This is a genomic window from Agrobacterium sp. ST15.16.024, from assembly GCF_027956545.1.
GTDB lineage: Bacteria > Pseudomonadota > Alphaproteobacteria > Rhizobiales > Rhizobiaceae > Agrobacterium > Agrobacterium cucumeris.
The window spans coordinates 627,084-649,639 of record NZ_JAQKGO010000002.1; the positions used below are offsets into that span (position 1 = coordinate 627,084).

Genomic DNA, 22,556 nt, shown 5'->3' on the forward strand with positions numbered 1-22,556 from the left:
AGGGGCGGATAAACCGCATAGACCGGAAAAACCGGGCAAGGCAGATTAATGGCGATCAAAGCGAGCATCTATCATCTGACGCATTATAAATATGACAATCCGGTTCGCCTTGGACCACAAATCATCAGATTAAAGCCCGCCTCGCACTCCAGAACCCGCGTTATCAGCCATTCGCTCAAGGTTTCGCCATCCAATCATTTCGTAAACCTGCAGCAGGATCCCTACGGCAATTACCTCGCCCGCTTCGTCTTTCCCGAGCCGGCAACGGAATTCAAGATCGAGGTCGATCTTGTCGCCGATATGACGGTTTATAATCCGTTCGATTTCTTCGTCGAGGAAGAAGCGACCAAATGGCCGTTCGATTATCCGCAGGAATTGCGGGACGACTTATCCATCTACATGAAACCGGAGCCGACCGGCCCGCTGCTCGCCGCCTTCATGGCGACCGTCGACCACACGCCCGGCCAGCCGACGGTCGATATGGTCGTGGGCCTCAATGCCCGCCTGCAACAGGAAATCGGTTATGTCATCCGCATGGAACCGGGCGTCCAGACGCCGGAGGAAACACTGGCCTCCGGCAAGGGATCGTGTCGCGACACCAGTTGGCTGCTCGTACAGGTTCTGAGGCATCTTGGTCTCGCCACGCGTTTCGTATCCGGATACCTCATCCAGTTGACGCCCGATCTGAAGGCGCTGGACGGCCCTTCCGGCACCGAGGTGGATTTCACCGACCTGCACGCCTGGGCCGAGGTCTATATGCCAGGCGCTGGCTGGATCGGTCTTGACCCCACATCGGGGCTTCTGACCGGTGAAAGCCATATTCCACTGGCGGCAACACCACATTATCGCAACGCCGCACCGATTTCGGGCGGTTATTTCGGCCACGCCAATACCGAATTCGCCTTCGACATGCAGGTCCGGCGCGTTGCCGAAACCCCGCGCATCACCAAGCCGTTTTCCGATGACAGCTGGGAAGACCTCAACACGCTTGGCGAGGCGGTCGATAACGTCCTGAACGCGCATGACGTCCGGCTGACCATGGGCGGCGAGCCCACCTTCGTTTCCATCGACGATTTCGAATCCGAAGAATGGAACACCGGCGCGGTTGGACCGACAAAACGCGAGAAGGCAGACGCCCTGATACGCCGCCTGCGCGAGCGTTTCGCGCCGGGCGGCTTTCTGCATTATGGGCAGGGCAAATGGTATCCGGGCGAAAGCCTGCCGCGCTGGACCTTTTCGCTCTATTGGCGAAAGGACGGCCTGCCGATCTGGCAAAACCCGGCACTGATCGCCGAGGAAGGCTCAGACACCAAGGTCCTGCCCGAAGATGCGCAGCGATTACTGAACGGTATCGCCACGCAGCTTGGCATAGAGCCTGATCTTGTACTGCCCGCTTATGAGGATCCGGCCGAATGGATCATCAAGGAAGGCAGCCTTCCCGATAATGTCGACCCGTCCAATTCCAAATTGAAAGATCCCGAAGAGCGAAACCGCATAGCCCGGGTGTTCGAACGCGGGCTTACGACGCCGACGGGCTATATTCTTCCCGTCCAGGCGTGGAACGCCAAGGCAGACGGCAAGCGCTGGGTCAGCGAAAAATGGAAGACGCGGCGCGGCAAGATTTTCCTCGTTCCGGGTGACAGCCCGGTCGGTTACCGCCTGCCGCTCGGCACCCTGCCATATGTGCCACCCTCTGCTTACCCCTATATCCACGAGGCCGATCCATCGATCCCCCGCGGCCCGCTTCCCGATCTCGCCTCGCCGTCTGGCCGCGCCATGCCGGCAGCGTCCTTCCATGTGGATGAAGCTGCCGCACAAGCGCGTGTCGAACAGACGCTTGGAGAAATCGGCGGTGCGGTGCGCACCGCGCTCTCCGTTGAGCCGCGTGACGGCCGTCTCTGTGTTTTCATGCCGCCGGTCGAACGCATCGAAGACTACCTCGAGCTAGTCGCAGCCGCGGAAGCCGCGGCGGCCGAGCTGGGACTGTCTGTTCATATCGAGGGTTATGCGCCACCGCATGACGAGCGCATCAATGTCATCCGCGTCGCGCCCGATCCCGGTGTCATCGAGGTCAACATCCATCCCGCCGCAAGCTGGAAGGAATGCGTCGACATCACCTCGGCGGTTTATGAGGAAGCACGCCAGACACGTCTCGGCGCTGACAAGTTCATGATCGACGGTCGCCACACCGGCACCGGCGGCGGCAACCATGTGGTGGTGGGCGGCGCCAACCCCAATGACAGCCCCTTTCTGCGCCGACCCGACCTTCTGAAAAGCCTCGTTCTGCACTGGCAACGACACCCCTCGCTTTCCTACCTCTTCTCCGGCCTTTTCATTGGCCCGACCAGTCAGGCCCCGCGTATCGACGAGGCCCGCCACGACAGCCTTTATGAGTTGGAAATCGCACTCGCGCAGGTGCCTGCGCCCGGTGAGGGCGCGCCGCCGCTGCCATGGCTGGTTGACCGCCTGTTCCGCAATCTGCTGACGGATGTAACGGGCAACACCCACCGCGCGGAAATCTGCATCGACAAGTTGTTTTCGCCTGACGGGCCGACCGGTCGCCTCGGGCTCGTGGAATTCCGCGGCTTCGAAATGCCACCGAACGCCCGCATGTCGCTGGCCCAGCAATTGCTGGTGCGCGCGCTTATCGCTCGCCTCTGGAAAAACCCCACCGGCGGCAAATTCGTGCGCTGGGGCACGGCGCTCGCCGACCGCTTCATGTTGCCGCATTACATCTGGGCGGATTTTCTGGATGTGCTCGCCGATCTCAGGGAAAACGGCTTCGATCTGAAACCCGAGTGGTTCACCGCCCAGCAGGAGTTCCGTTTCCCCTTCTTCGGCGAAGTGGAATATGAAGGCTCGAAACTGGAGTTGCGTCAGGCGCTGGAACCCTGGCATGTGATGGGCGAACAGGGCGCCATCGGCGGAACCGTGCGTTTTGTCGATTCCTCGGTCGAGCGTTTGCAGGTACGGCTGGAAACCTCCAACCCAGCGCGTTACGCCGTTGCATGCAACGGCCGCGCCGTTCCGCTGATCCCGACGGAGAACCGCAGCGTCGCGGTTGCCGGCGTGCGCTTCAAGGCATGGCAGCCGGCTTCCGGCCTGCATCCCGTTCTGCCCGTCAATTCACCCTTGACCTTTGACATTTATGATACATGGTCGAGACGATCGATCGGCGGATGCATCTATCATGTTGCTCATCCGGGCGGGCGCAATTACGAGACGTTTCCCGTCAACGGCAACGAGGCCGAGGCACGCCGCCTTGCCCGTTTCGAACCATGGGGACATACGGCAGGACAATATCCGCTTCATGCGGAAACCGTGTCGCCAGAATTTCCGCTGACGCTCGATCTGCGTCGGCCATACGGAGTTTAAATTGTCCAAAGCCCCGGCAACGGAACGCAAGACGGAAACCGGCGCACCACCGCGCGGGCTTGGCTATTCCACCTTGCCGGGCGTGGCCGACGAAATGCTCGATACCGACGGCAAGGTGAGGCCGGTCTGGAAGCACCTGCTCGGTGCGCTCTCGCGCATGTCCGAACGCGAACTGCACGAGCGCTTTGCCCGCACCGACCGCTATCTACGCGACGCAGGCGTGTTCTACCGCGATTACAGCAAGGGCAGCAGCGAGCGAAACTGGCCGATCTCGCATATTCCAGTACTGATCGATGACAGGGAATGGACGGTTCTCTCCGAGGGGCTGAAACAGCGCGCCGATCTTCTGGAGGCCATGGTTGCCGATTTTTATGGCGAGAACCGGCTCGTGAACGAAGGTTACGTGCCGCCGGCGCTGATCGCTTCCAATCCGGAATACTTACGGCCGATGGTTGGCGTCAAACCGGCAAGCGGCCATTACCTGCATTTCTGCTCGTTCGAAATAGGACGCGGACCTGATGGAAACTGGTGGGTGCTGGCCGACCGGACGCAGGCGCCTTCCGGCGCTGGTTTCGCGCTGGAAAACCGGGTAGCCACCACCCGCGCACTGTCCGATATTTACGCCGAAACCCATGTTCACCGGCTGGCCTCGTTTTTCGGCGCTTTCCGCGACACGCTACAGGCCCACAGAAAGCACCCGGACGACCGCATCGCGGTGCTGACGCCCGGCCCCGCCAACGAAACCTATTTCGAACACGCCTATATCGCCCGTTATCTCGGCTTCATGCTGCTGGAGGGTGAGGACCTCACCGTCGTCAACGGCCGCGTCATGGTTCGAACCGTGGCCGGGTTGAAGCCGATCGGTGTGCTCTGGCGGCGTCTCGACGCTTCCTATTCCGATCCGCTGGAACTCAACCAGCAATCCCATATCGGCACGCCCGGCATGGTGCAGGCACTACGCAACGAAGCACTCACCATCGTCAACGCCCTCGGCAGCGGCATTCTCGAAACGCGGGCACTGCTTGCCTTCATGCCGCGCATCTGCCGCCACCTTCTGGGCGAGGAGTTGAAGCTGCCGTCGATCGCTACCTGGTGGTGCGGACAGGAATCCGAACGCCGCCACGTTGCCGGCAATATCGAAGGCATGGTCATCGGCCCGGCCTATTCCCGCCTGCCCTTCTTCGACGATAACGGCCAATCCGTACTCGGTTCGTCCTTGCGCGAGACAGCGAAGGAATCGATCAGCGACTGGCTTGCCTCTGACGGCCACAGGCTGGTGGGCCAGGAAGTTGTGAAGCTTTCAACCACGCCGGCCTATATCGGCAACAAGCTCGTACCGCGCCCGATGAGCCTTCGCGTCTTTGCCGCCCGCACGCAGAATGGCTGGCAGATCATGCCGGGCGGCTTTGCCCGAATTGGAAGCGGCGATGACGTTTCCGCCATTGCCATGCAATCGGGTGGCAGCGCCGCGGATGTCTGGATCGTCAGCGAAAAACCGGTGGAACGCACCACGCTTCTGCCGGCGGAAGAGAGCTTTACCCGCAACATGCCGGGCAGCCTGCCCAGCAGGGCTGCCGACAACCTCTTCTGGCTCGGCCGTTATATCGAACGTTCTGAAGGCGCGTTACGCATCCTGCGCGCCTGGCACGGGCGTTATGCTGAATCGGCCGATCCGCGCCAACCCCTGCTCGCCCATGTGACGCGGTATCTCGAAGCGCTTGACGTGGAGATGAACGATGCCGTGCCGGAAAGCCTGCTGAACAACATTAACAGCGCGCTTTATTCCGCCAGCAATATCCGCGACCGCTTTTCACCCGATGGATGGTTGGCGCTGAACGACCTTGCCAAGACCGCCCGCCGTTTCCACGCGAAAGTGGCGCCCGGCGACGATGCTACCCACGCCATGACCATCCTGCTGCGCAAGCTTGCCGGCTTTGCCGGTCTCGTGCACGAAAACATGTACCGTTTCACCGGCTGGCGTTTCCTGTCGATCGGCCGTTATCTTGAACGCGGCCTGCACATGACACGGCTTCTCGGCCACATGACCGGGCCGGACGCGCCTGATGGTTCCTATGACATGCTGCTCGAAATCGGCGACAGCGTCATGACCCATCGCCGCCGCTACAATGTCGCCACGGCGGGGTTGACGGTCACCGATCTTCTGGCACTTGATCCGCTCAATCCGCGCTCGATCCTGTTCCAGTTGAACGAAATCCGCACCGAGGTGGAGCAGCTTCCAAATGCCTTTGTGAACGGCCAGATGTCGCCATTTTACCGCGAAACGATGCGTCTTCATTCCGGGCTCGCCGTCATGACGCCGGAAAACATGAATGGTGCGATCTATCGCCAGCTTGAAACCGACATGGAACATCTGTCCGATGTTCTGGCCCGCACATATCTCGGATAACCCTATGCTTTACGATCTTTCCCTGCATATGGGTTACACCTACGACACGCCGGCCCATGGCGCACGCCACATTATCCGTGTGCTGCCTCTGTCGATCCCGGGTCGGCAGAGACTGGTCGCAGGTTCCATCGATGTTTCGCCCGTGCCGGAAGAACGTGCCGTCTTTGACGATTTCTTTCATCAATCGGCCACGTCTGTGCATCTGCGCGCGCCGCATGAAAAGCTGGATATCCGCATGCAGGCGCGTGTGATGGTGGAAGCGCCGGCCATGACGGCAGATTTTTCACCCGAGCTTTCCCGCCTGCCGCAGAACCTTGCCGATGTCTGGTCGATCGATTTCCAGTCACCACACCATTTCATTGGCGCGAGCCCCAGAATAGGAGTGGACACGGCAATATCCGCCTATGCGCGGGAGTTGCTGAAACCGGGAATGACGATCCGCGAAATCGCGCTGGCCATGTGCAAACGCATCCACAAGGACTTCACCTATGATGGCGAGGCGACAACCGTGGATACGACACCATCGGAAGCCTTTAAATTGAAGCGCGGCGTGTGCCAGGATTTTTCGCATATCATGATCATGGCGCTACGCAGCCTCGGCATTCCCGCCGGTTATGTCAGCGGTTTCCTGCGCACCATTCCTCCGCCTGGCAAGGAACGGCTGGAAGGCGCCGATGCCATGCATGCCTGGGTCCGCATCTGGTGCGGAGAAGCGGCCGGTTATCTGGAACTCGACCCCACCAATGATATCGTGGCCGGCTGCGACCACATCGTCGTCGGTTATGGCCGCGACTATTCGGATGTCGCACCGGTGATCGGGGTCCTGAAGAGCTACGGCAACCAGCAGATAAAACAGGCGGTGGATGTGGTTCCCGTCCAGCAATGATACAATATGTGTTATTTCAATCTTCCAACCAATTAATTCTTAAAAATACTTCAAAAACTGCACCAATTTGAACGATTCATAAAATTATAATCTTCGTGTTAGCGGATTTTATATCCTTTACGGGTTTTCTGCGCTCAGTCGCATATTCTAATCGGTGAGCCCCATCATGACTGCCTCCACAGACAAAAAACTGAAGCGCCGTTTCCTTACCGATACCAGCGGTAATTTCGGCATCATGACGGCAATATTGCTGCCGATGTTGCTGGGCGTGGCCGGAGCCGGCCTGGAGCTGGCAAATGTGATGCAGGTGAAAGCCGACCTGCAGAACACGGCGGATTCTGCAGCGCTCGCCGCAGCAACCGAGGCACGCCTGAAGGAAGGCGATGCCACCGACGAGCAAATCAAGGAAATCGCCAAGGCTTTCATCGCCAGTCAACAGCTAAAGAACCTGACGGAGGAAGAGAGGATGGAGCTCGAAAAGAACTCTCCTGTCAGTATCTCGTCAACCGAAGACGCGCGCGGCAAGACCTACTTCATCGAGACCACGATTAACCGTCAGCTGCAGCTCAATCCTCTGATCGGGTTTTTTGGACTGAAGACTATCGATATTTCCGCGACCGGCACCGCAAAAAGCACCGTCAACAAAGGCGCCCCGATATCCATGTATCTGGTGCTCGACCGCTCCGGTTCGATGTCCTTCAAGACCGATACGATCAATGCCGCGAAAAAATCGTGCCCGAATTATACTTCCAGCAATTGGGGAAAAAGCGAAGCGCAGGTTACGTCCAGCCCGTGCTACGTCAACAAGGCCACATCGCTGAAAACCGCGGTCGGCTTTCTCGTTGCAACGTTGAACAAGGCCGACCCGACCTATACCGCCAGCGGTGGTTCCCAGCTCGTTCGCACAGGTGCGTCAGTCTATACACATGAGACCTATCCGGCGCAGGCCACCAACTGGGGTACAAGCAGCGTTGTCACTTATGTCGATAAACAGATTCCGGAATTTCCGACCGGCGGCACGGATGCCCGCAGCAGCCTGACCGCCGCATATAACGCTCTTAAAAAATCCAACCCCTACGAAGCGAAAGAACACAAAGACAAAGGCAGTGAATCCTTCGAACGCTATATCGTTCTCATGACCGACGGTGAAATGACTGGAAACGGCTCCTCGTGGAGTTCCAGCATCGACCAGTCGGTGCGCACCACCTGCGAGACCGCCAAGAAAGACGGGATCAAGATCTTCAGCGTCGCCTTCATGGCGCCGGACAAGGGCAAGTCGCTGCTGCAATATTGCGCTTCCAGCCTCGACAATTATTACGCGCCCGAAAACATGGAGCAGATTGTCACCGCCTTTGGCGAAATCGCCCGCAAGGCAGCCGGCAGCATAGCCACGCTGACGAACTGACGAAAATTCGGCAGGCGAAGACGCAAACATATCGCTTCCGGGGTATTTGCCCCGGAGGCCAGTCTTCCCGGGTTCTGCATGGCTGACAAGACATGCGCGGCAGGTGACAGCGGCTGCGACCCGTGGCATAGGAGGGCCGCTCCCATTCATAGGCCCTGTCATGATCCGCATCGAAAATATCAGCAAGTCGAACAGTCACCGCATTCTTTACATCGAGGCCTCCGCTGCGCTCAATCGCGGCGAGAAGATCGGCCTTGTCGGGCCGAACGGTTCCGGCAAGACCACGCTGTTTCGGATGATGACCGGCGAGGAGCAGCCCGATGAGGGACAGGTCGTCGTCGAAAAGGGCATGACGGTCGGTTATTTCGATCAGGATGTCGGTGAAATGTCCGGGCGTTCCGCGGTCGCCGAAGTCATGGAAGGCGCAGGCCCGGTCAGCAAAGTGGCGGCGGAACTGCGGGAACTGGAAGCCGCCATGTCCGATCCCGACCGAATCGACGAAATGGACGCCATCATCGAACGTTACGGTGAAGTGCAGGCGCGTTACGAAGAGCTTGACGGCTACGCACTGGAGGGCCGCGCCCGTGAGGTTCTGGATGGCTTGAGCTTTAGCCAGGAAATGATGGACGGTGACGTTTCAAAACTGTCCGGTGGCTGGAAGATGCGTGTGGCGCTCGCCCGCATCCTTTTGATGCGCCCGGACGTGATGCTGCTTGACGAACCGTCGAACCATCTCGATCTCGAAAGCCTGATCTGGCTTGAGGATTTTCTGAAAAACTATGACGGCGCATTGTTGATGACCTCGCATGACCGCGAATTCATGAACCGTATCGTCACCAAGATCATCGAGATCGATGCCGGCAACCTCACCACCTATTCCGGCGATTATGGCTTTTACGAACAGCAGCGGGCACAGAACGAAAAGCAGCAGCAGGCGCAATTCGAGCGCCAGCAGGCCATGCTCGCCAAGGAAATCAAATTCATCGAACGCTTCAAGGCGCGTGCTTCGCATGCCTCGCAGGTGCAGAGCCGCGTCAAGAAACTTGAAAAGATCGACCGCGTCGAACCACCAAAACGGCGCCAGACGGTCGCTTTCGAATTCGCCCCAGCCCCAAGATCGGGTGAGGATGTCGTGGCGCTGAAAAAGGTCAACAAGGCCTATGGCAGCCGCACGATCTATGGCGAGCTGGATTTCATGGTGCGGCGCAAGGAGCGCTGGTGCATCATGGGCGTGAATGGCGCTGGAAAATCCACCTTGCTGAAGCTGGTGACCGGCACGACCGCGCCGGATTCCGGCAATGTCACGCTCGGCGCCAGCGTCAAGCTCGGTTATTTCGCCCAGCACGCCATGGATGTTCTGGATGGCGACAGCACCATTCTGGAATGGCTGGAGGAACGTTTTCCAAAAGCCGGACAGGCGCCGCTCCGCGCGCTTTCCGGCTGTTTCGGCTTTTCCGGAGACGATGTCGAAAAACGCTGTCGCGTTTTGTCCGGCGGTGAAAAAGCCCGTCTCGTGATGGCGGCCATGCTTTTCGATCCACCGAATTTCCTGGTACTCGACGAGCCGACGAACCATCTTGATCTCGATACCAAGGAAATGCTGATCAAGGCCCTGTCGGATTATGAGGGCACGATGCTGTTCGTTTCCCACGATCGCCATTTCCTCGCCGCCCTCTCAAACCGGGTACTTGAACTGACCCCGGATGGCATTCACCAATTTGGCGGCGGCTACACCGAATATGTAGAAAGCACCGGGCAGGAAGCACCGGGCCTTCGCAGCTGAGGCCACGTACCGGACACAGGGTCTCCGCAACGGTAACTTTCGTACTCGATACTGGAGAAGCAGATGCGGATCGTGGTTTACAGCGCCAAGCCCTATGACAGGCAGTTCCTTGACGCCGCCGCCCAGTCAGGCATGCGGATACAATATTGCGAAGCGCGCCTGTCGCTTGAAACTGTTGCCCTGGCGGAGGGAGCAGGTGCCATCTGCGCCTTCGTTAATGATGACCTGTCGCGGCCCGTGCTCGAAAGGCTGACGGAAATGGGCGTGCAGCTCGTCGCCCTGCGTTGCGCCGGTTTCAACCAGGTCGATCTCGCGGCCGCCGAAAAGTTGGGCGTGACCATCGCTCGCGTTCCCGCCTATTCGCCCTATGCGGTTGCCGAACACACGATGGCGCTCATCCTGTCACTCAACCGCAAGATCCATCGCGCCTATAACCGCGTCCGCGAAGGCAACTTCGCCCTTGATGGCTTGCTTGGTTTCGATCTCCACGGCAAGACCATCGGCATCGTCGGCACTGGAAAGATCGGCGCGATTTTTGCGCGTATTGCAGCCGGTTTTGGCTGCCGTCTCATCGGCCACGATCTTCAGCCGAATCCTGATTGCGAGGCGCTGGGCATGGCCTATGTGGCACGGGAGGAATTGTTCCGGACATCGGACATTCTTACGTTGATGTGCCCGCTCACGCCAGAGACCAGGCACCTGATCCGCAGGGAGACGCTGCCCCTCCTCAAGAAAGGCGTGATGCTCATCAACACCAGCCGCGGCGCAATCATCGACACGCGCGCCGCGATCACGGGTCTGAAAGACGGTAGGATCGGTTCTCTCGGCATCGATGTCTATGAGGAGGAGGCCGATCTTTTTTTTGAAGATCTTTCCAATGACGTGCTGCGCGACGATGTCTTTGCACGGTTACTGACCTTCCCCAATGTTCTGGTAACCGGTCATCAAGGGTTTTTCACGGAGGAAGCCCTCAAAAACATTGCGGATACCACGATCGGCAATATTGAAAGCTTCATCAGCACTGGCAAAGCGCTGCATGCGGTCTCCACCGAACAACTTGCAGGCCCCGTTTAGCGCTTCCGCCCCGCCTCTGAATTATTCATGCTTCGAGCCTGCGAAAATCGTCGGCAAGCCGATTGCCCGCCCCAAATCCCCGGTATAGGTTTCGAGCAATCTTTTCAGGGCTTCCAAACCGGACCGGTCGAGCGACAGATGCAACTCAAAGACTGCTATAATTTCCATGATTTTCGCCGCATGGCCAAACAGCGTCTTCCCGGACCGATCTTCAACTACATAGATGGCGCTGCCGACGACGAAGTAACGTATCGGCGAAATACGGCCGCCTTTGAAAACTGCGATCTTGTTCCGGATGTGCTGCGCGGTGTGTCCGACGTGGACATGTCGGTCACCGTCATGGGGCAAAAGCTCTCCATGCCGGTCTATTGTTCCCCGACGGCGCTGCAGCGTCTCTTCCACCATCAGGGAGAGCGGGCGGTCGCGGCCGCGGCTGGAAAGTTCGGCACGATGTTCGGCGTCTCCTCCCTCGGCACCACCAGCCTTGAGGAAGCGCGCCGGATCAGCGGCGGGCCGCAGGTCTATCAGTTCTATTTCCACAAGGACCGTGGCCTCAACCGCGATATGATGGCGCGCGCCAAAAGTGCCGGTGTCGAGACGATGATGCTGACCGTGGACAGCATTACCGGCGGAAACCGCGAGCGCGACAAGCGCACTGGTTTTGCCATCCCCTTCAAGCTCAATCTCTCCGGCATCGCGCAATTCGCCATCAAGCCGGCCTGGGGCATCAATTATCTGACGCATGAGCGCTTCAGCCTGCCGCAGCTCGACGGCCACATAAAAATGGATGGCGGGGCGCTCTCCATCAGCCGCTATTTCACCGAGATGCTGGACCCTTCCATGAACTGGGATGACGTGGCGCAGATGGTGAAAGAATGGGATGGACCCTTCTGCCTCAAAGGCATCATGTCGGTTGACGACGCCCGGCGCGCTGTCGAAATCGGCTGCAGCGGCATCGTGCTCTCCAATCACGGCGGTCGCCAGCTCGATGGTTCCCGCAGCGCCTTCGACCAGCTGGCAGAAATTGTTGATGCCGTCGGCGACCGGATCGACGTAATGATGGATGGCGGCGTACAGCGCGGGACCCATGTTCTGAAAGCGCTGTCTCTGGGCGCAAAGGCTGTGGGGCTCGGCCGTTATTATCTTTTCCCGCTCGCTGCCGCCGGCCAGCCGGGGGTGGAAAGGGCGCTGGAAATGATGCGCATCGAAATCGAGCGCGGCATGAAGCTGATGGGCTGCACCACTGTCGAGCAGCTGACGCGCCGGAACCTGCGGTTTCACGGATAGAACCGTATTCCGCATTTCCAGGCAAGGTTACAGCTTCCCGCTGTAACCACAGGCTATTTCCGCGGCGTTTCGTCGATGTTCCAGCAGCGCTGCGCCGATATTCCAGATAAGCGCCAAGGATATCACCACACAAATGCTGCCAGAGATCAGGGAACGGTGGCGCTTTGCACCTGACAGGAACACCCAGCCGATAATGGCATAGGCTGCAAGTGCCGGCACGGCAGGGATCAAAACCGATATAGGCCCATCACAATCGACTGCCTCGATGCCGACGGCGCGATACTCATTCGGCGGTGTCGTGATGCCGAGGACGGCGACGGGCAACATCGCAGCGAGAACGGCATAACGGAAGAAGCGAGGCGTATCGGGTATGTCTGCTCCATAGCCGGGTAATTACACATCGCGATGGTACGAAACCTTCCGCGCGGACTGCTTGAGGATGGCTTTTTTCTCGATGGCGGTCATTCCTGAAGTCGTGCCAACGATCCTGAACGGGAGCTTGCCCGATTTCCCGGAGGAATCCAGCATTTTAAAGAAGACCGAACTTGGCAGATCGTGGTGAGTATGATTATCGTTGCACAATGCAACTATAATGGGTTTAATATGTCCGAACAGTCTCTCCCCATAAATGACATCCGCTTCACCTCGCGCCGGCTTGTCCGGGAACTCGGTTTCATGGGCGGCGATTTCGCAGGCACCGATCTGCCACCTTCCGCCGTTCATGCCCTGATCGAGATCGAGACGTGCCCGGGAATTACGGCGCGTGATCTGGGAAAGCTTCTGCGGCTTGAAAAATCCAGTGTCAGCCGCATGCTTCGCAAACTCGTCCTGTCAGGAGATATTCTGGAGAAGACGGACGAACAGGATAACCGTATCAAGCTGCTGTTTCTTGCCGACAAGGGACAAAAACGGGTCGGCGCCATTCACACCTTCGCCAACCGGCAGGTATCCGGCGCCCTGACACAGCTTACACCGGCGGATGCAAACACCATCCTTGCGGGGCTGCGCCTTTATGCCGATGCGCTGGGAGACCGAGGCGATGCCGCCGCTCCCGCCATAGATATCGTCTCAGGATACCGGCCGGGTATTATCGCCCACATAACACAGATGCATGCGCTCTATTACGCCCGGACATCCGGCTTCGGCCAGCGTTTCGAATCCGTTGTCGCCGAAGGCCTCGCCTCCTTCTGCAACCGGCTCGAAAGACCGCAAAATGCGATATGGACGGCGCGGCGCGGCGACGAGATTATCGGCTCCGTCGCCATCGACGGCGAAGACCTTGGATCGGGCAACGCGCATCTACGCTGGTTCATCGTGGATGACAGTGTTCGCGGTGGCGGTGTCGGACGCAGGCTGCTTGCAGCCGCTCTGGCCTTTGCGGATGAAAAGGCCTTTTCGGAAACCCATCTTTGGACATTCAACGGCCTTTCGGCCGCCCGACATCTTTACGAGACCCATGGTTTCGCCTGTGTCGAAGAACGTCCTGGTAGCCAATGGGGAAGCGAGGTTCTGGAACAGCGCTTTGTTCGTTCCCGGCCCGAATGATCGCTAATCCCGGTGGATGAACGGCCGCACCGAAAGTTACCGTGCAGCCGTCTACGGATCATAAATTGGACCTATCAGAAGGCGAGCTGAACTTTCATGGATTTGCTTCTGTCACCGGCGGTTTCAAATGCTGTGACCGCCTCTTCCAACGGGAAGGTGCCGGTCAGCAGAGGCTTCAGGTCGACGCGGCGCTGGTTGATGAAATCGACGGCAAGTCCAAATTCCTCATGGAAACGGAACGTGCCCTTCATCTCGATTTCCTTGGCGACCACCATGTTCTGGGGAATGGACACATCACCGCCGAGCCCGAGCTGAACCACCGTGGAGCGCGGTTTCAGCGCTTCGAGACCCGACCGGACGGCCCTTTCGTTTCCGGAGGCTTCAAATTGCACATCGAAGTAGCCCTTGTTCGCCGAATAGGCTGATAACGCATCCGGGTCGCTGGCAACATTGATGACACGGTCGGCGCCGACGGCAAGCGCCTTTTGCAGAACCGCATCCATGACATCGGTCGCAACGATTTCCCGGGCGCCATGGGCGCGGGCAGCGATGATGGCAAGCGCGCCGATGGGCCCGCAGCCGGTGACCAAAACACGCTTGTCGGTCAATGCGCCAGCGCGATTGACACCATGCAGCGTCACTGCAAAGGGTTCAGCCATGGCCGCTTCATGGATGGAAATACCGTCGCGCACCTTGTGGCACTGATAGGCCTCGGCAACGAGGCGCTGGCGGAATGCGCCCTGAATATGCGGCATCGGCATGGCGGAGCCATAAAAGCGCATGTTCAGGCACTGGTTCTGCTGGCCCTTCAGGCAAAATTCGCAATGGTTGCAGGGCCGGCTCGGCGACACGGCAACGCGGTCGCCGACGGCAAGACCGGAAACGCCTTCTCCCAAAGCCCTGATGGTGCCGGCGACCTCATGGCCAAGGATCATCGGCTCCCGCACCCGCACGGTGCCGAAGCCGCCGTGATTGTAATAATGCAGGTCGGAGCCGCAGATACCACCCGCCTCGATGGCGACCTCGACCTGTCCGGGCCCGGGCTGCTCCGCCTCCCGTTCTTCAATCCGCAAATCCTTGGCCGCGTGGATGACAACCGCTTTCATATTCGCTCCTCCCATGGGGGTTCGGCATGGCGGTTATTGCCGCCAGGCCATTTCCCTGGATTTGTCTCAGATATCGACCACGAGGCCCTTGGCTTTCAGCACAGCCTCGAGCTTGCTGACCTCGATCACCGATTTGCCCTGCTTGTAGGCTTCGATGTAACCGGCCTCGGCATCTTCGCGGGCCTGCGAAAGCTTCGCCGATTCCTGCGCTTCTTCGCGTCGGACGACGACAAGACCGTCGGCATCACCGACGATGATATCGCCCGGATTGATGATTTCGCCGCCGACGATCACCTGATCGTTGACCGCGGCAATGGTCTCCTTGACCGTGCCCTTGATGCAGACGCTGAGCGAAAAGACGGGAAAGCCGAGATCTCGCAGCTGCAGAGTGTCGCGCACGCCGGTATCGGTCACCAGACCGCCGATGCCTTTTGCGAGGCAGGCATTGGCGAGCACATCGCCGAAGGAACCCGCTTCTTCATATTCACCGGCGGAAACGACAATGATGTCACCCGGCTTGGCATAGTTGATGGCGAGCTGCAGCATAATGTTGTCGCGCGGCGCACATTTGACCGTGAAGGCCGGGCCGCAGAGCTTCATGCGATAATCGACCGGCTTCAGCCGCGAAGACAATGCGCCACGACGCCCCTGCGCCTCATGGATCGTCGCAGGAGAGAATTTGGCAAGGGCCTCGACATCGGCCTTGGCCGGACGCTGCGCGATATCTTTAATGTGGATCATGAAAACCTCCCACGTTGAAACCGTCGGCGAGAACATCTCGCCGACCGATGATGATGTTGGATAAATGGAATGATGACTGAAGCTGAGCCGAAGCTCAGGGGATCGGATCGAACTTCAGTTCGGACAGAGGCACAACCTTGTCAGTGCGCGTCATTTTGTATTCGGTGTTCGGGCCAAGCCACTTGTCCCAGATGCGATTGATCTCGCCATCCGCATCGAGCTTGCGGAGAATTTCGTTGATCTTGGCGGTCAGCGCCGGATTGTCCTTGGCCATGCCAATGCCGATAGGCTGGAAGAGCATCGGCTCTTCGATCATCCGCATCTGCTTGCCCTTGGTCTTGGATTCGTTGACGAACTTGGTCATCGTCATGGTATTTCCGACGATGCCACGCGCCTTGCCCTGCTGAACGGCGAGATAGGCAGACGCCGTATCCTGGAACGTCAGCGGCTCGGACTTGTTGAGCTTGACGGAGAGCTCCGATGTCGAGCCCTTGCTGGACGCGATGCGCTGGCCGACAAAATCGGACTTCTTGGTGCCGGGGTCATCAACCGGAACGATCAGCATTTCCTTAGCCAGGTAATAAGGGTCACTGAACTGGATCTGTTCTGCACGGCTTTGGGTATAGGCAAGGTTGGCGACCGAGAGATCGACGCGGCCGAGCTTGACTTCGGGGACGCGCGCTTCAACCGACACCGGCTTGACCTCGGCCTTGACGCCGAGTTCCTTGGCGATGGCGCCGCAGAGGTCAACGTCGAAGCCCGCCATTTCGCGCGTCTTCGGATCCGGCGAGGCGAAAGGCGGCACGTCGGCGAAAGTGGCACAACGCAACGTCTTGTTCGCCATGATCGTGTCGAGCTGGTCGGCCTTGGCCGGAATGACTGCTGCCGAGGTGGCAAGCGCAGCGGTAAGCGTAATTGTCTTCCAGTTCATTTCAGTTCTCCCTGTTATTATAGAGGTTGGGTTGGTAATTCAGTCCGGAGCGTTTTTTTTGCGAAACCGCTCATATTTGTCGCCAGCTCCGCCCTAGTGCCTGAGATCAGCGAGAAAGCGCTGAGCACGCGGGTGTTGCGGATTTTTGAAAAACTCGTTCGGTTTGGCGGTTTCGAGAATGCGCCCGGCGTCGATGAACCAGATGCGGTCGGCCACTTCACGGGCAAAGCCCATTTCATGGGTGACGCAGAGCATGGTCATGCCTTCGGCAGCGAGGCTTTTCATGACAGCGAGCACTTCGCCGACCATTTCCGGGTCGAGCGCAGAGGTCGGTTCGTCGAACAACATGACCGGCGGTTCCATGGCAAGCGCCCGCGCGATGGCGACGCGCTGCTGCTGGCCACCGGAGAGCTGGGCCGGGTAGGAGCTGGCCTTGTCGGCCAGGCCAACGCGATCAAGAAGCTTCAGCGCCTTGTCATGGGCAACAGCCGGAGAAACGCCCTTCACCCGGATCGGCGACATGGAGACATTCTCGACCACTGAAAGATGCGGGAAGAGGTTGAAGCTCTGGAAGACGAAACCCACCCGGCTGCGCAGTGCATTCAGCTCCTTTGCGCGCATCTGGGCATGAATGTTCCTGCCATCCAGCATGATCGAGCCGCTGCTGATTTCCTCCAGGCGGTTGATCGTGCGGATGAGGGTGGACTTGCCGGAGCCCGACGGCCCGCAGATGACAACGACTTCGCCACGGGTGACGTTTTCGTTGACATCCTTGAGCACCTGATAATCGCCATAGCTTTTGCAGACCTGCGAAAGCGTGATGGTGTATTCCTGAGTGGCGGAAACTGGCGCGGTCATAGCTGCTCCGTAACGATATTGGCGGGGGCCGGTGCGTCTGCCGCGAGCTTGCCGCGCGGGCCTGCCCGCCGGCGGGCGATGCGCCGCTCGAGAAGATTGGCGACATGGGTCAGCGACCAGCAGATGATGTAATAAACCAGCGCCAGAATGAGGAAGACCTGGAAAGGCTGTGTCAGGAGCTGGTTGTTCACCTGGTTCGCCGCAAAAGTCAGGTCCGGCACATTGATGACATAACCAAGCGTCGTGTCCTTGATGGTGGACACGAACGTCGAAATGAGGCTCGGGATCATGTTGTAGAGCGCCTGCGGCAGGATGATATAGCGCATCGCGCTGAAATATCCGTGCCCCAGCGCCCGCGCCGCATCCATCTGTCCGGCCCCAAGCGATACGATGCCAGCGCGCACAACCTCGCTCATGAAAGCGCCCTGATAGATGACGAGTGTTGCCAGCATGGTAACGAAGCTCGGCACATCTGCACCGGTCCACAACGGAACGAGAAAATAGCTCCAGAGGATGAGCATCAGCAGCGGCACGCCACGGGTGAAATACACCACGGCGGTGACTGGCCAGCGCAGGAGCCGCCATTTCGACAGCCGCGCCAGCGCCATCAGGATGCTGACGGGAAAGGCGAGCGCGATACTGAGCGCCGACAGGATGAGCGTGTTGGCAAGGCCGCCCAGCGGCCCGTTGGGATATTGGCCAATCAGCAGAAGCAGCCAGTAATCCTGCACGATTGCGATCATGTCATGGATCATGCCCGTGCCCTCCGCAGTGGATCGGCACGCATGGAGATATAGGCTCCGAGACCCATGATCAGCAGCGAGAAGAACAGATAAAGCACGGTGGCGACGAGATAGACTTCAAATGTCCGGAAGCTGAGATTTTCGACTTCCTTGACCGCATGGGTGAGCTCCGGTGCGCCGATCAGGACACCAAGGCTGCTGTTCTTGAACAGCGAGGTACTGTGGTTGATCAGCGGCGGCAGTGCATTGCGAACGCCCTGCGGCATGATGACGAAACGCATCGCCGAGACATAGCTATGTCCGAGCGCACGCGCCGCTTCCATCTGGCCGGGATTGATGGAACGCACGCCGGAGCGCAGATCTTCGCTGAAATAGGCTGCCTGACAGAGGCCGAGACCGATAATTGCGAAGATCGCTTCGGCATTGTGGCTGGAAAGCCAGTTGGCCAATCCGCTTGGCAGCAGCGTGAAGACGCCGAAATACCACAGCATCAGCTGCACGAGTGTCGGCACGTTGCGGTGATAGGAAACATAGGCCGCCACCAGCGGATCACCGAAGCGGAAAGGTGACAGGCGAATGGCAAGCAGCACAATGGCCAGCGACATGGCGAGCAGCCATGAGCCGGCATAGATGATGAACGTCATCTGGATGCCATGCAAAAGCATCGAGACATAGTCCGCATTGCTCAGGATTGCCCAAAGGTCAAAACCGCTCACGCGACTTTTCCTCCGGCTCCGCCCGCCGCGGCTTTATTTTCAGCCGGTCGAGTTTCAATCGGCCGACTTTCAACCGTCTGTGGCTTGGCAGTCTGCAACCCACCCATGACCTGAAGCGTCGGGGTAATTTCCATGTGGCCGATATTCATGGCCACGGGTGCAGCGATGGCAAAGGCAATCGCATCGGCGATATCGGATGCCTGCGGTAGCTCGAAACCATCGATGAAGCGCTCGCGAATGCTCGGATCATCGCCGTGCACATGGTTGAATATGTCGGTCGCGACGCGGCCGGGGCAGATTTCCGTTACCCGCACGCGTTTGCCGAACGCATCGATGCGCAGCTGGTTGGACAGCATCGCCACGCCCGCCTTGCTGGCATGATAGATGGAGTTGCCGCCGAAATTATAGTTGCCGGCAATGGAAGAGATGTTGATGACATGGCCACGATCGCGCGCCACCATGCCCGGCACGACCATGCGGCACAGATGCAGCACGGCGCGCAGGTTGACGTCGATCAGCAGATCGATATCGCTTTCATCCGCTTCCAGAAACTTCTTCGGACGGTCGACGCCGGCATTGTTGACGAGGACATCGAATGCAACCTCACTGGTGAGCTTCGCAAGCGCCGGCCGGTCCGTCACATCAATGACATGAGCAAAACAGCCCGTGCGCTTCGCCAACTGATTAAGAGCATCCGCACTTCTGGCAACCGCATGGACTTCCAGCCCCTCACGGCAAAGGCGCTCGACAACGGCGGCGCCAATTCCGGAAGATGCGCCGGTCACGAGTGCGGTCTTGTAGTCTGAGAATGGCATGTTTGTCCCCTATCGTTGACCAAACATTAGTGAAGCTTTCATCGCTTGCCTAAGACCGATTTTTTTTGGAGTAATAAGCAACTTGTATGGATGATGGATGCGCGCGCTACTTTCGACACTGCATCAGTCCGGCCGGCGAAAAGGCACAACCGCCGCGCCACCGCCCGAAGCGGCGAAATCGCCTAGACGACCGGCGTCAGCAAATCTTTCCCCGCAAAATGAGCGTCGAGATTGGCGAGAACCAGAGCGCCCATTTCCAGCCGCGTTTCATGGGTCGCAGCGCCGATATGCGGTGTGAGAACCACATTGCGCATGCCGAACAGTGCCTCGGGAACGTGCGGTTCGTTCTCGAAGACATCGAGCGCCGCACCTTTCAACCCACCCGCCATGAGAATATCGACCAGCGCCTTTTCATCGACGAGCGATCCTCTGGCGACATTGACGAGGGCCCCGTCCGGCCCCAGCGCCTCCAGCACCTCTCGGTTGACGACATGTTTCGTCTCCGACGTCGCCGCCGCTGCGACGATCAGGACATCGCACGCACTCGCGAGTGACACCGCTGTCGAATGATATTCATAGGCCACGTCCTGCTTCTGTCGGCTGAAATAGGAGATTTCCGCATTAAAAGCCTCCAACCGTACCGCAATGGCACGACCTATGCGGCCAAGCCCGTAAATGCCGTAACGCCGCCGCGAGGCCTTGTTGCCGAGCGGCATCTCGCTTCTTTTCCATGCGCCGGAGCGGACATGGTAGTCCGCATTGACGAGTTGGCGCAGCAGCACGACACAAAGACCGATGGCAAGATCGGCCACATCTTCGGTCAGCACATCCGGTGTGTTCGTCACCCTGAAGCCGCGTGCGCGGGCCTGATCGAGATCGACCTTGTCAAAGCCGACGCCGTTGATCGCGACGATTTCAAGAGCGGACAGGCAGGCAGCGAGTTCAGGTGCGACCCCGATATGGCCGCCGGTAACGACAGCCTTTATCGACGCCGCCTCCGCCTGCAGAAACGCCTGTTTGTCGGATATTTCGTGCCATCGATGGACCCGGAAGCGCTTTTGCAGTTCGGCTTCTATCTGTGGCTGGAGCGGATAGGTTTGCAGAAGATCGGGCTTCATGCGCACTCCTTACCCACGACCGATAAAAGGCATGCCGCTCGCCATCACGGTCATGGTCAGCACATTCGCTTCAAGTGGCAGCGAGGCCATGTGCACCACGGCCTTGGCGACGATGCCGGCGTCGATGGTCGGCTCAATGGCGGTGCTGCCATCCGCCTGCAACACGCCGGTCGCCATGGCGCGGGTCATCTCGGTGCTGGCATTACCGATATCGATCTGCCCGCAGGCGATGTTGAACGCCCGACCGTCCAGAGCGGCCGATTTTGTAAGCCCGGAAATGGCGTGCTTGGTCGAGGTGTAAGGTGCGGACCGCGGACGCGGCGTGGTGGCCGAAATCGAGCCATTATTGATGATGCGCCCGCCTTGTGGTGACTGCGCTTTCATCTGGCGAAACGCCGCCTGCGTGCAGAGGAAAGCGCCAGTGAGGTTGGCCCCGACCACCGCGTTCCAGGTTTCGAACGGCACGTCTTCGATATGGACCGCCGGTGCCGACATGCCGGCGTTGTTGACCAGAAGATCGAGACGGCCGAAACGACCGGTGACCTCGGCGAACAACCGTTCGACATCGGCCGGAACGGAAATATCGGCCGTGACGGCCAGAACGCGGTCTCGATGTTCGCGCCATTCGCCGACAGCGGCGTCCAGAACCTCACGCCGCCGCCCTGTGATCGCAACGCTGTAACCATCTTCCAGAAGCGCCTCGGCAATCGCCTTGCCGACTCCTGTTCCTCCACCCGTGACGAGTGCGATCTTTCCCCCACTCATGCCGTTTTCCCTTCCAGTTCATCTTCCACATGCGCCTGAATGATTTCGGCAAAGGATGTTTCCGCCCGGAAGCCGAGCGACAGAGCGAGCTGCGGATCGTAATCCTCGGCCCAGCCGTCGACGATCCGGATGATCCGCTCGTCGGGAACACGCTTGATAAGCGCCACCGCCTTTTCGCCGGCGAAGGCGCGCAGAGCCTCGATCTCGTCGGCAACCGTGGCCGAAAGCCCCGGCATGATGAGATTGCGACGAACGCCAAGCCCGGAAAGATCGGCGGTCGCGGCGCGCAGCAGGAAGGCGACGGCCGAACGCGGGCTAGCGAACCAGTGGCGCACGGTATCGGCAACCGGCAGCACCGCTTGCTGGCCCACCAGCGGTTCGCGCAGGATATTGGAGAAGAAGCCGGAGGCGGCCGCGTTCGGCTTGCCGGGGCGGATGCAGATGGTGGGCAAGCGGATGCTGACGCCATCGAAGAAACCACGGCGGCTATAATCCGCGAGCAAAAGCTCCACGATCGCCTTCTGCGTACCGTAGCTGGTCAGCGGAGCCGTCAGGAACTCATCGCCGATCACCTTCGGGAATGGCGAGCCGAACACGGCAAGCGACGAGCAGAACACCACGCGCGGCCGGTATCCGTCCTTCTGATGCTCCAGACGAATGGCTTCGAACAGCGAACGTCCGCCATCGAGATTGATGCGATAGCCCTTATCGAAATCGGCCTCCGCTTCGCCCGAAACCACGGCGGCGAGATTGAAGATCACATCCGGCCGTTTTGCGATCAGCTTTTCGGCTACGCCGGCGTTCGACAGATCGTTACGCTCGAGGGTCACCGTGCCGCCAAAACCTTCCGGCGCAACCGGCTCGAAAACATCCGTCAGCGTCATTTGGCTGATCTTCACACCGCCAAGCGTTTCGTCCGCGGTAAGGCGTTGCGTCAATTTACGGCCGATCATTCCGGCCGCGCCGATTATCAGAATATGCATGGTTCACCTTTGATTGAC

19 protein-coding genes are annotated in these 22,556 nt (G+C 59.1%); 8 read left to right on the top strand and 11 right to left on the bottom strand.

Features of this window, described 5'->3' with window-relative positions; all coding sequences use genetic code 11:
* Nucleotides 1-48 precede the first annotated feature (48 nt).
* The 7 genes from PL640_RS11410 to PL640_RS11440 all read left to right on the top strand — a co-directional run bounded on the left by PL640_RS11410 (nucleotide 49) and on the right by PL640_RS11440 (nucleotide 12,217).
* Nucleotides 49-3,375: a transglutaminase family protein gene (locus tag PL640_RS11410; protein ID WP_271361966.1), complete on the top strand. Its 3,327-nt coding sequence runs from the start codon at nucleotides 49-51 to the stop codon at nucleotides 3,373-3,375.
* Between the two features lies 1 nt (nucleotide 3,376).
* Nucleotides 3,377-5,782: a circularly permuted type 2 ATP-grasp protein gene (locus PL640_RS11415; RefSeq protein ID WP_271361967.1), complete on the top strand. Its 2,406-nt coding sequence runs from the start codon at nucleotides 3,377-3,379 to the stop codon at nucleotides 5,780-5,782.
* A gap of 4 nt (nucleotides 5,783-5,786) precedes the next feature.
* The gene (locus PL640_RS11420) at nucleotides 5,787-6,668 is read left to right on the top strand and encodes a transglutaminase family protein (RefSeq protein ID WP_271361968.1); all 882 of its coding nucleotides are present in this window, start codon (nucleotides 5,787-5,789) and stop codon (nucleotides 6,666-6,668) included.
* Between the two features lie 166 nt (nucleotides 6,669-6,834).
* Nucleotides 6,835-8,073: a vWA domain-containing protein gene (locus PL640_RS11425; RefSeq protein ID WP_271361969.1), complete on the top strand. Its 1,239-nt coding sequence runs from the start codon at nucleotides 6,835-6,837 to the stop codon at nucleotides 8,071-8,073.
* A 160-nt stretch (nucleotides 8,074-8,233) separates the two neighbouring features.
* Nucleotides 8,234-9,856, top strand: a complete 1,623-nt coding sequence (locus PL640_RS11430; protein WP_271361970.1) for an ABC-F family ATP-binding cassette domain-containing protein — start codon at nucleotides 8,234-8,236, stop codon at nucleotides 9,854-9,856.
* Nucleotides 9,857-9,919: 63 nt separating this feature from the next.
* Nucleotides 9,920-10,930 (top strand): 2-hydroxyacid dehydrogenase, encoded by a 1,011-nt coding sequence (locus PL640_RS11435; protein WP_271361972.1) that lies wholly within the window; start codon nucleotides 9,920-9,922, stop codon nucleotides 10,928-10,930.
* Between the two features lie 138 nt (nucleotides 10,931-11,068).
* The gene (locus PL640_RS11440) at nucleotides 11,069-12,217 is read left to right on the top strand and encodes an alpha-hydroxy acid oxidase (protein ID WP_269698921.1); all 1,149 of its coding nucleotides are present in this window, start codon (nucleotides 11,069-11,071) and stop codon (nucleotides 12,215-12,217) included.
* A 27-nt stretch (nucleotides 12,218-12,244) separates the two neighbouring features.
* Here PL640_RS11440 and PL640_RS11445 read toward each other — a convergent pair whose 3' ends face one another.
* Nucleotides 12,245-12,589 carry a hypothetical protein gene (locus tag PL640_RS11445; protein ID WP_271362101.1) on the bottom strand — a complete coding sequence of 115 codons (345 nt, stop codon included), beginning with the start codon at nucleotides 12,587-12,589 and terminating at the stop codon, nucleotides 12,245-12,247.
* Nucleotides 12,590-12,820: 231 nt separating this feature from the next.
* Here PL640_RS11445 and PL640_RS11450 point away from each other — a divergent pair, with 231 nt between their 5' ends.
* Nucleotides 12,821-13,762, top strand: a complete 942-nt coding sequence (locus tag PL640_RS11450) for a bifunctional helix-turn-helix transcriptional regulator/GNAT family N-acetyltransferase (RefSeq protein ID WP_271361973.1) — start codon at nucleotides 12,821-12,823, stop codon at nucleotides 13,760-13,762.
* 74 nt (nucleotides 13,763-13,836) lie between these two features.
* Here PL640_RS11450 and PL640_RS11455 read toward each other — a convergent pair whose 3' ends face one another.
* The 10 genes from PL640_RS11455 to denD form a co-directional block, all read right to left on the bottom strand.
* Nucleotides 13,837-14,868 carry an L-idonate 5-dehydrogenase gene (locus PL640_RS11455; protein ID WP_271361974.1) on the bottom strand — a complete coding sequence of 344 codons (1,032 nt, stop codon included), beginning with the start codon at nucleotides 14,866-14,868 and terminating at the stop codon, nucleotides 13,837-13,839.
* Nucleotides 14,869-14,934: 66 nt separating this feature from the next.
* Complete coding sequence (locus PL640_RS11460) at nucleotides 14,935-15,609, bottom strand: 4-carboxy-4-hydroxy-2-oxoadipate aldolase/oxaloacetate decarboxylase (protein ID WP_142841660.1); 675 nt, start codon at nucleotides 15,607-15,609, stop codon at nucleotides 14,935-14,937.
* A 94-nt stretch (nucleotides 15,610-15,703) separates the two neighbouring features.
* Entirely contained in the window at nucleotides 15,704-16,540 is an 837-nt protein-coding gene (locus PL640_RS11465) for an ABC transporter substrate-binding protein (RefSeq protein WP_137453553.1), read from the bottom strand.
* Between the two features lie 93 nt (nucleotides 16,541-16,633).
* Nucleotides 16,634-17,398 carry an amino acid ABC transporter ATP-binding protein gene (locus PL640_RS11470; protein WP_271361977.1) on the bottom strand — a complete coding sequence of 255 codons (765 nt, stop codon included), beginning with the start codon at nucleotides 17,396-17,398 and terminating at the stop codon, nucleotides 16,634-16,636.
* On the bottom strand, nucleotides 17,395-18,153 hold the full coding sequence (locus PL640_RS11475; protein ID WP_135396999.1) for an amino acid ABC transporter permease: 759 nt from the start codon (nucleotides 18,151-18,153) through the stop codon (nucleotides 17,395-17,397). Before PL640_RS11475 ends, PL640_RS11470 begins: the two co-directional genes overlap by 4 nt.
* Entirely contained in the window at nucleotides 18,150-18,857 is a 708-nt protein-coding gene (locus PL640_RS11480; protein ID WP_080819611.1) for an amino acid ABC transporter permease, read from the bottom strand. The genes PL640_RS11475 and PL640_RS11480 overlap by 4 nt, the downstream gene beginning before the upstream one ends.
* Nucleotides 18,854-19,672, bottom strand: coding sequence for an SDR family oxidoreductase (locus PL640_RS11485; RefSeq protein ID WP_271361979.1), 819 nt, complete (start codon nucleotides 19,670-19,672; stop codon nucleotides 18,854-18,856). The genes PL640_RS11480 and PL640_RS11485 overlap by 4 nt, the downstream gene beginning before the upstream one ends.
* A 182-nt stretch (nucleotides 19,673-19,854) precedes the next feature.
* Complete coding sequence (locus PL640_RS11490) at nucleotides 19,855-20,790, bottom strand: 2-hydroxyacid dehydrogenase (RefSeq protein WP_271361981.1); 936 nt, start codon at nucleotides 20,788-20,790, stop codon at nucleotides 19,855-19,857.
* Nucleotides 20,791-20,799: 9 nt separating this feature from the next.
* Nucleotides 20,800-21,555 carry an SDR family oxidoreductase gene (locus PL640_RS11495; RefSeq protein WP_271361982.1) on the bottom strand — a complete coding sequence of 252 codons (756 nt, stop codon included), beginning with the start codon at nucleotides 21,553-21,555 and terminating at the stop codon, nucleotides 20,800-20,802.
* The gene (gene denD, locus PL640_RS11500) at nucleotides 21,552-22,538 is read right to left on the bottom strand and encodes a D-erythronate dehydrogenase (protein ID WP_271361984.1); all 987 of its coding nucleotides are present in this window, start codon (nucleotides 22,536-22,538) and stop codon (nucleotides 21,552-21,554) included. Before denD ends, PL640_RS11495 begins: the two co-directional genes overlap by 4 nt.
* Nucleotides 22,539-22,556 lie beyond the last annotated feature (18 nt).

Coding starts and splice junctions, on each gene's coding strand:
- PL640_RS11450 (WP_271361973.1), top strand. CDS start 12,821: ATGTCCGAACAGTCTCTCCCCATAAATGACATCCGCTTCACCTCGCGC.
- PL640_RS11435 (WP_271361972.1), top strand. CDS start 9,920: ATGCGGATCGTGGTTTACAGCGCCAAGCCCTATGACAGGCAGTTCCTT.
- PL640_RS11470 (WP_271361977.1), bottom strand. CDS start 17,398: ATGACCGCGCCAGTTTCCGCCACTCAGGAATACACCATCACGCTTTCG.
- PL640_RS11460 (WP_142841660.1), bottom strand. CDS start 15,609: ATGATCCACATTAAAGATATCGCGCAGCGTCCGGCCAAGGCCGATGTC.
- PL640_RS11455 (WP_271361974.1), bottom strand. CDS start 14,868: ATGAAAGCGGTTGTCATCCACGCGGCCAAGGATTTGCGGATTGAAGAA.
- PL640_RS11490 (WP_271361981.1), bottom strand. CDS start 20,790: ATGAAGCCCGATCTTCTGCAAACCTATCCGCTCCAGCCACAGATAGAA.
- PL640_RS11495 (WP_271361982.1), bottom strand. CDS start 21,555: ATGAGTGGGGGAAAGATCGCACTCGTCACGGGTGGAGGAACAGGAGTC.
- PL640_RS11465 (WP_137453553.1), bottom strand. CDS start 16,540: ATGAACTGGAAGACAATTACGCTTACCGCTGCGCTTGCCACCTCGGCA.
- PL640_RS11410 (WP_271361966.1), top strand. CDS start 49: ATGGCGATCAAAGCGAGCATCTATCATCTGACGCATTATAAATATGAC.
- PL640_RS11430 (WP_271361970.1), top strand. CDS start 8,234: ATGATCCGCATCGAAAATATCAGCAAGTCGAACAGTCACCGCATTCTT.
- PL640_RS11475 (WP_135396999.1), bottom strand. CDS start 18,153: ATGATCCATGACATGATCGCAATCGTGCAGGATTACTGGCTGCTTCTG.
- PL640_RS11425 (WP_271361969.1), top strand. CDS start 6,835: ATGACTGCCTCCACAGACAAAAAACTGAAGCGCCGTTTCCTTACCGAT.
- denD (WP_271361984.1), bottom strand. CDS start 22,538: ATGCATATTCTGATAATCGGCGCGGCCGGAATGATCGGCCGTAAATTG.
- PL640_RS11440 (WP_269698921.1), top strand. CDS start 11,069: ATGCAACTCAAAGACTGCTATAATTTCCATGATTTTCGCCGCATGGCC.
- PL640_RS11485 (WP_271361979.1), bottom strand. CDS start 19,672: ATGCCATTCTCAGACTACAAGACCGCACTCGTGACCGGCGCATCTTCC.
- PL640_RS11420 (WP_271361968.1), top strand. CDS start 5,787: ATGCTTTACGATCTTTCCCTGCATATGGGTTACACCTACGACACGCCG.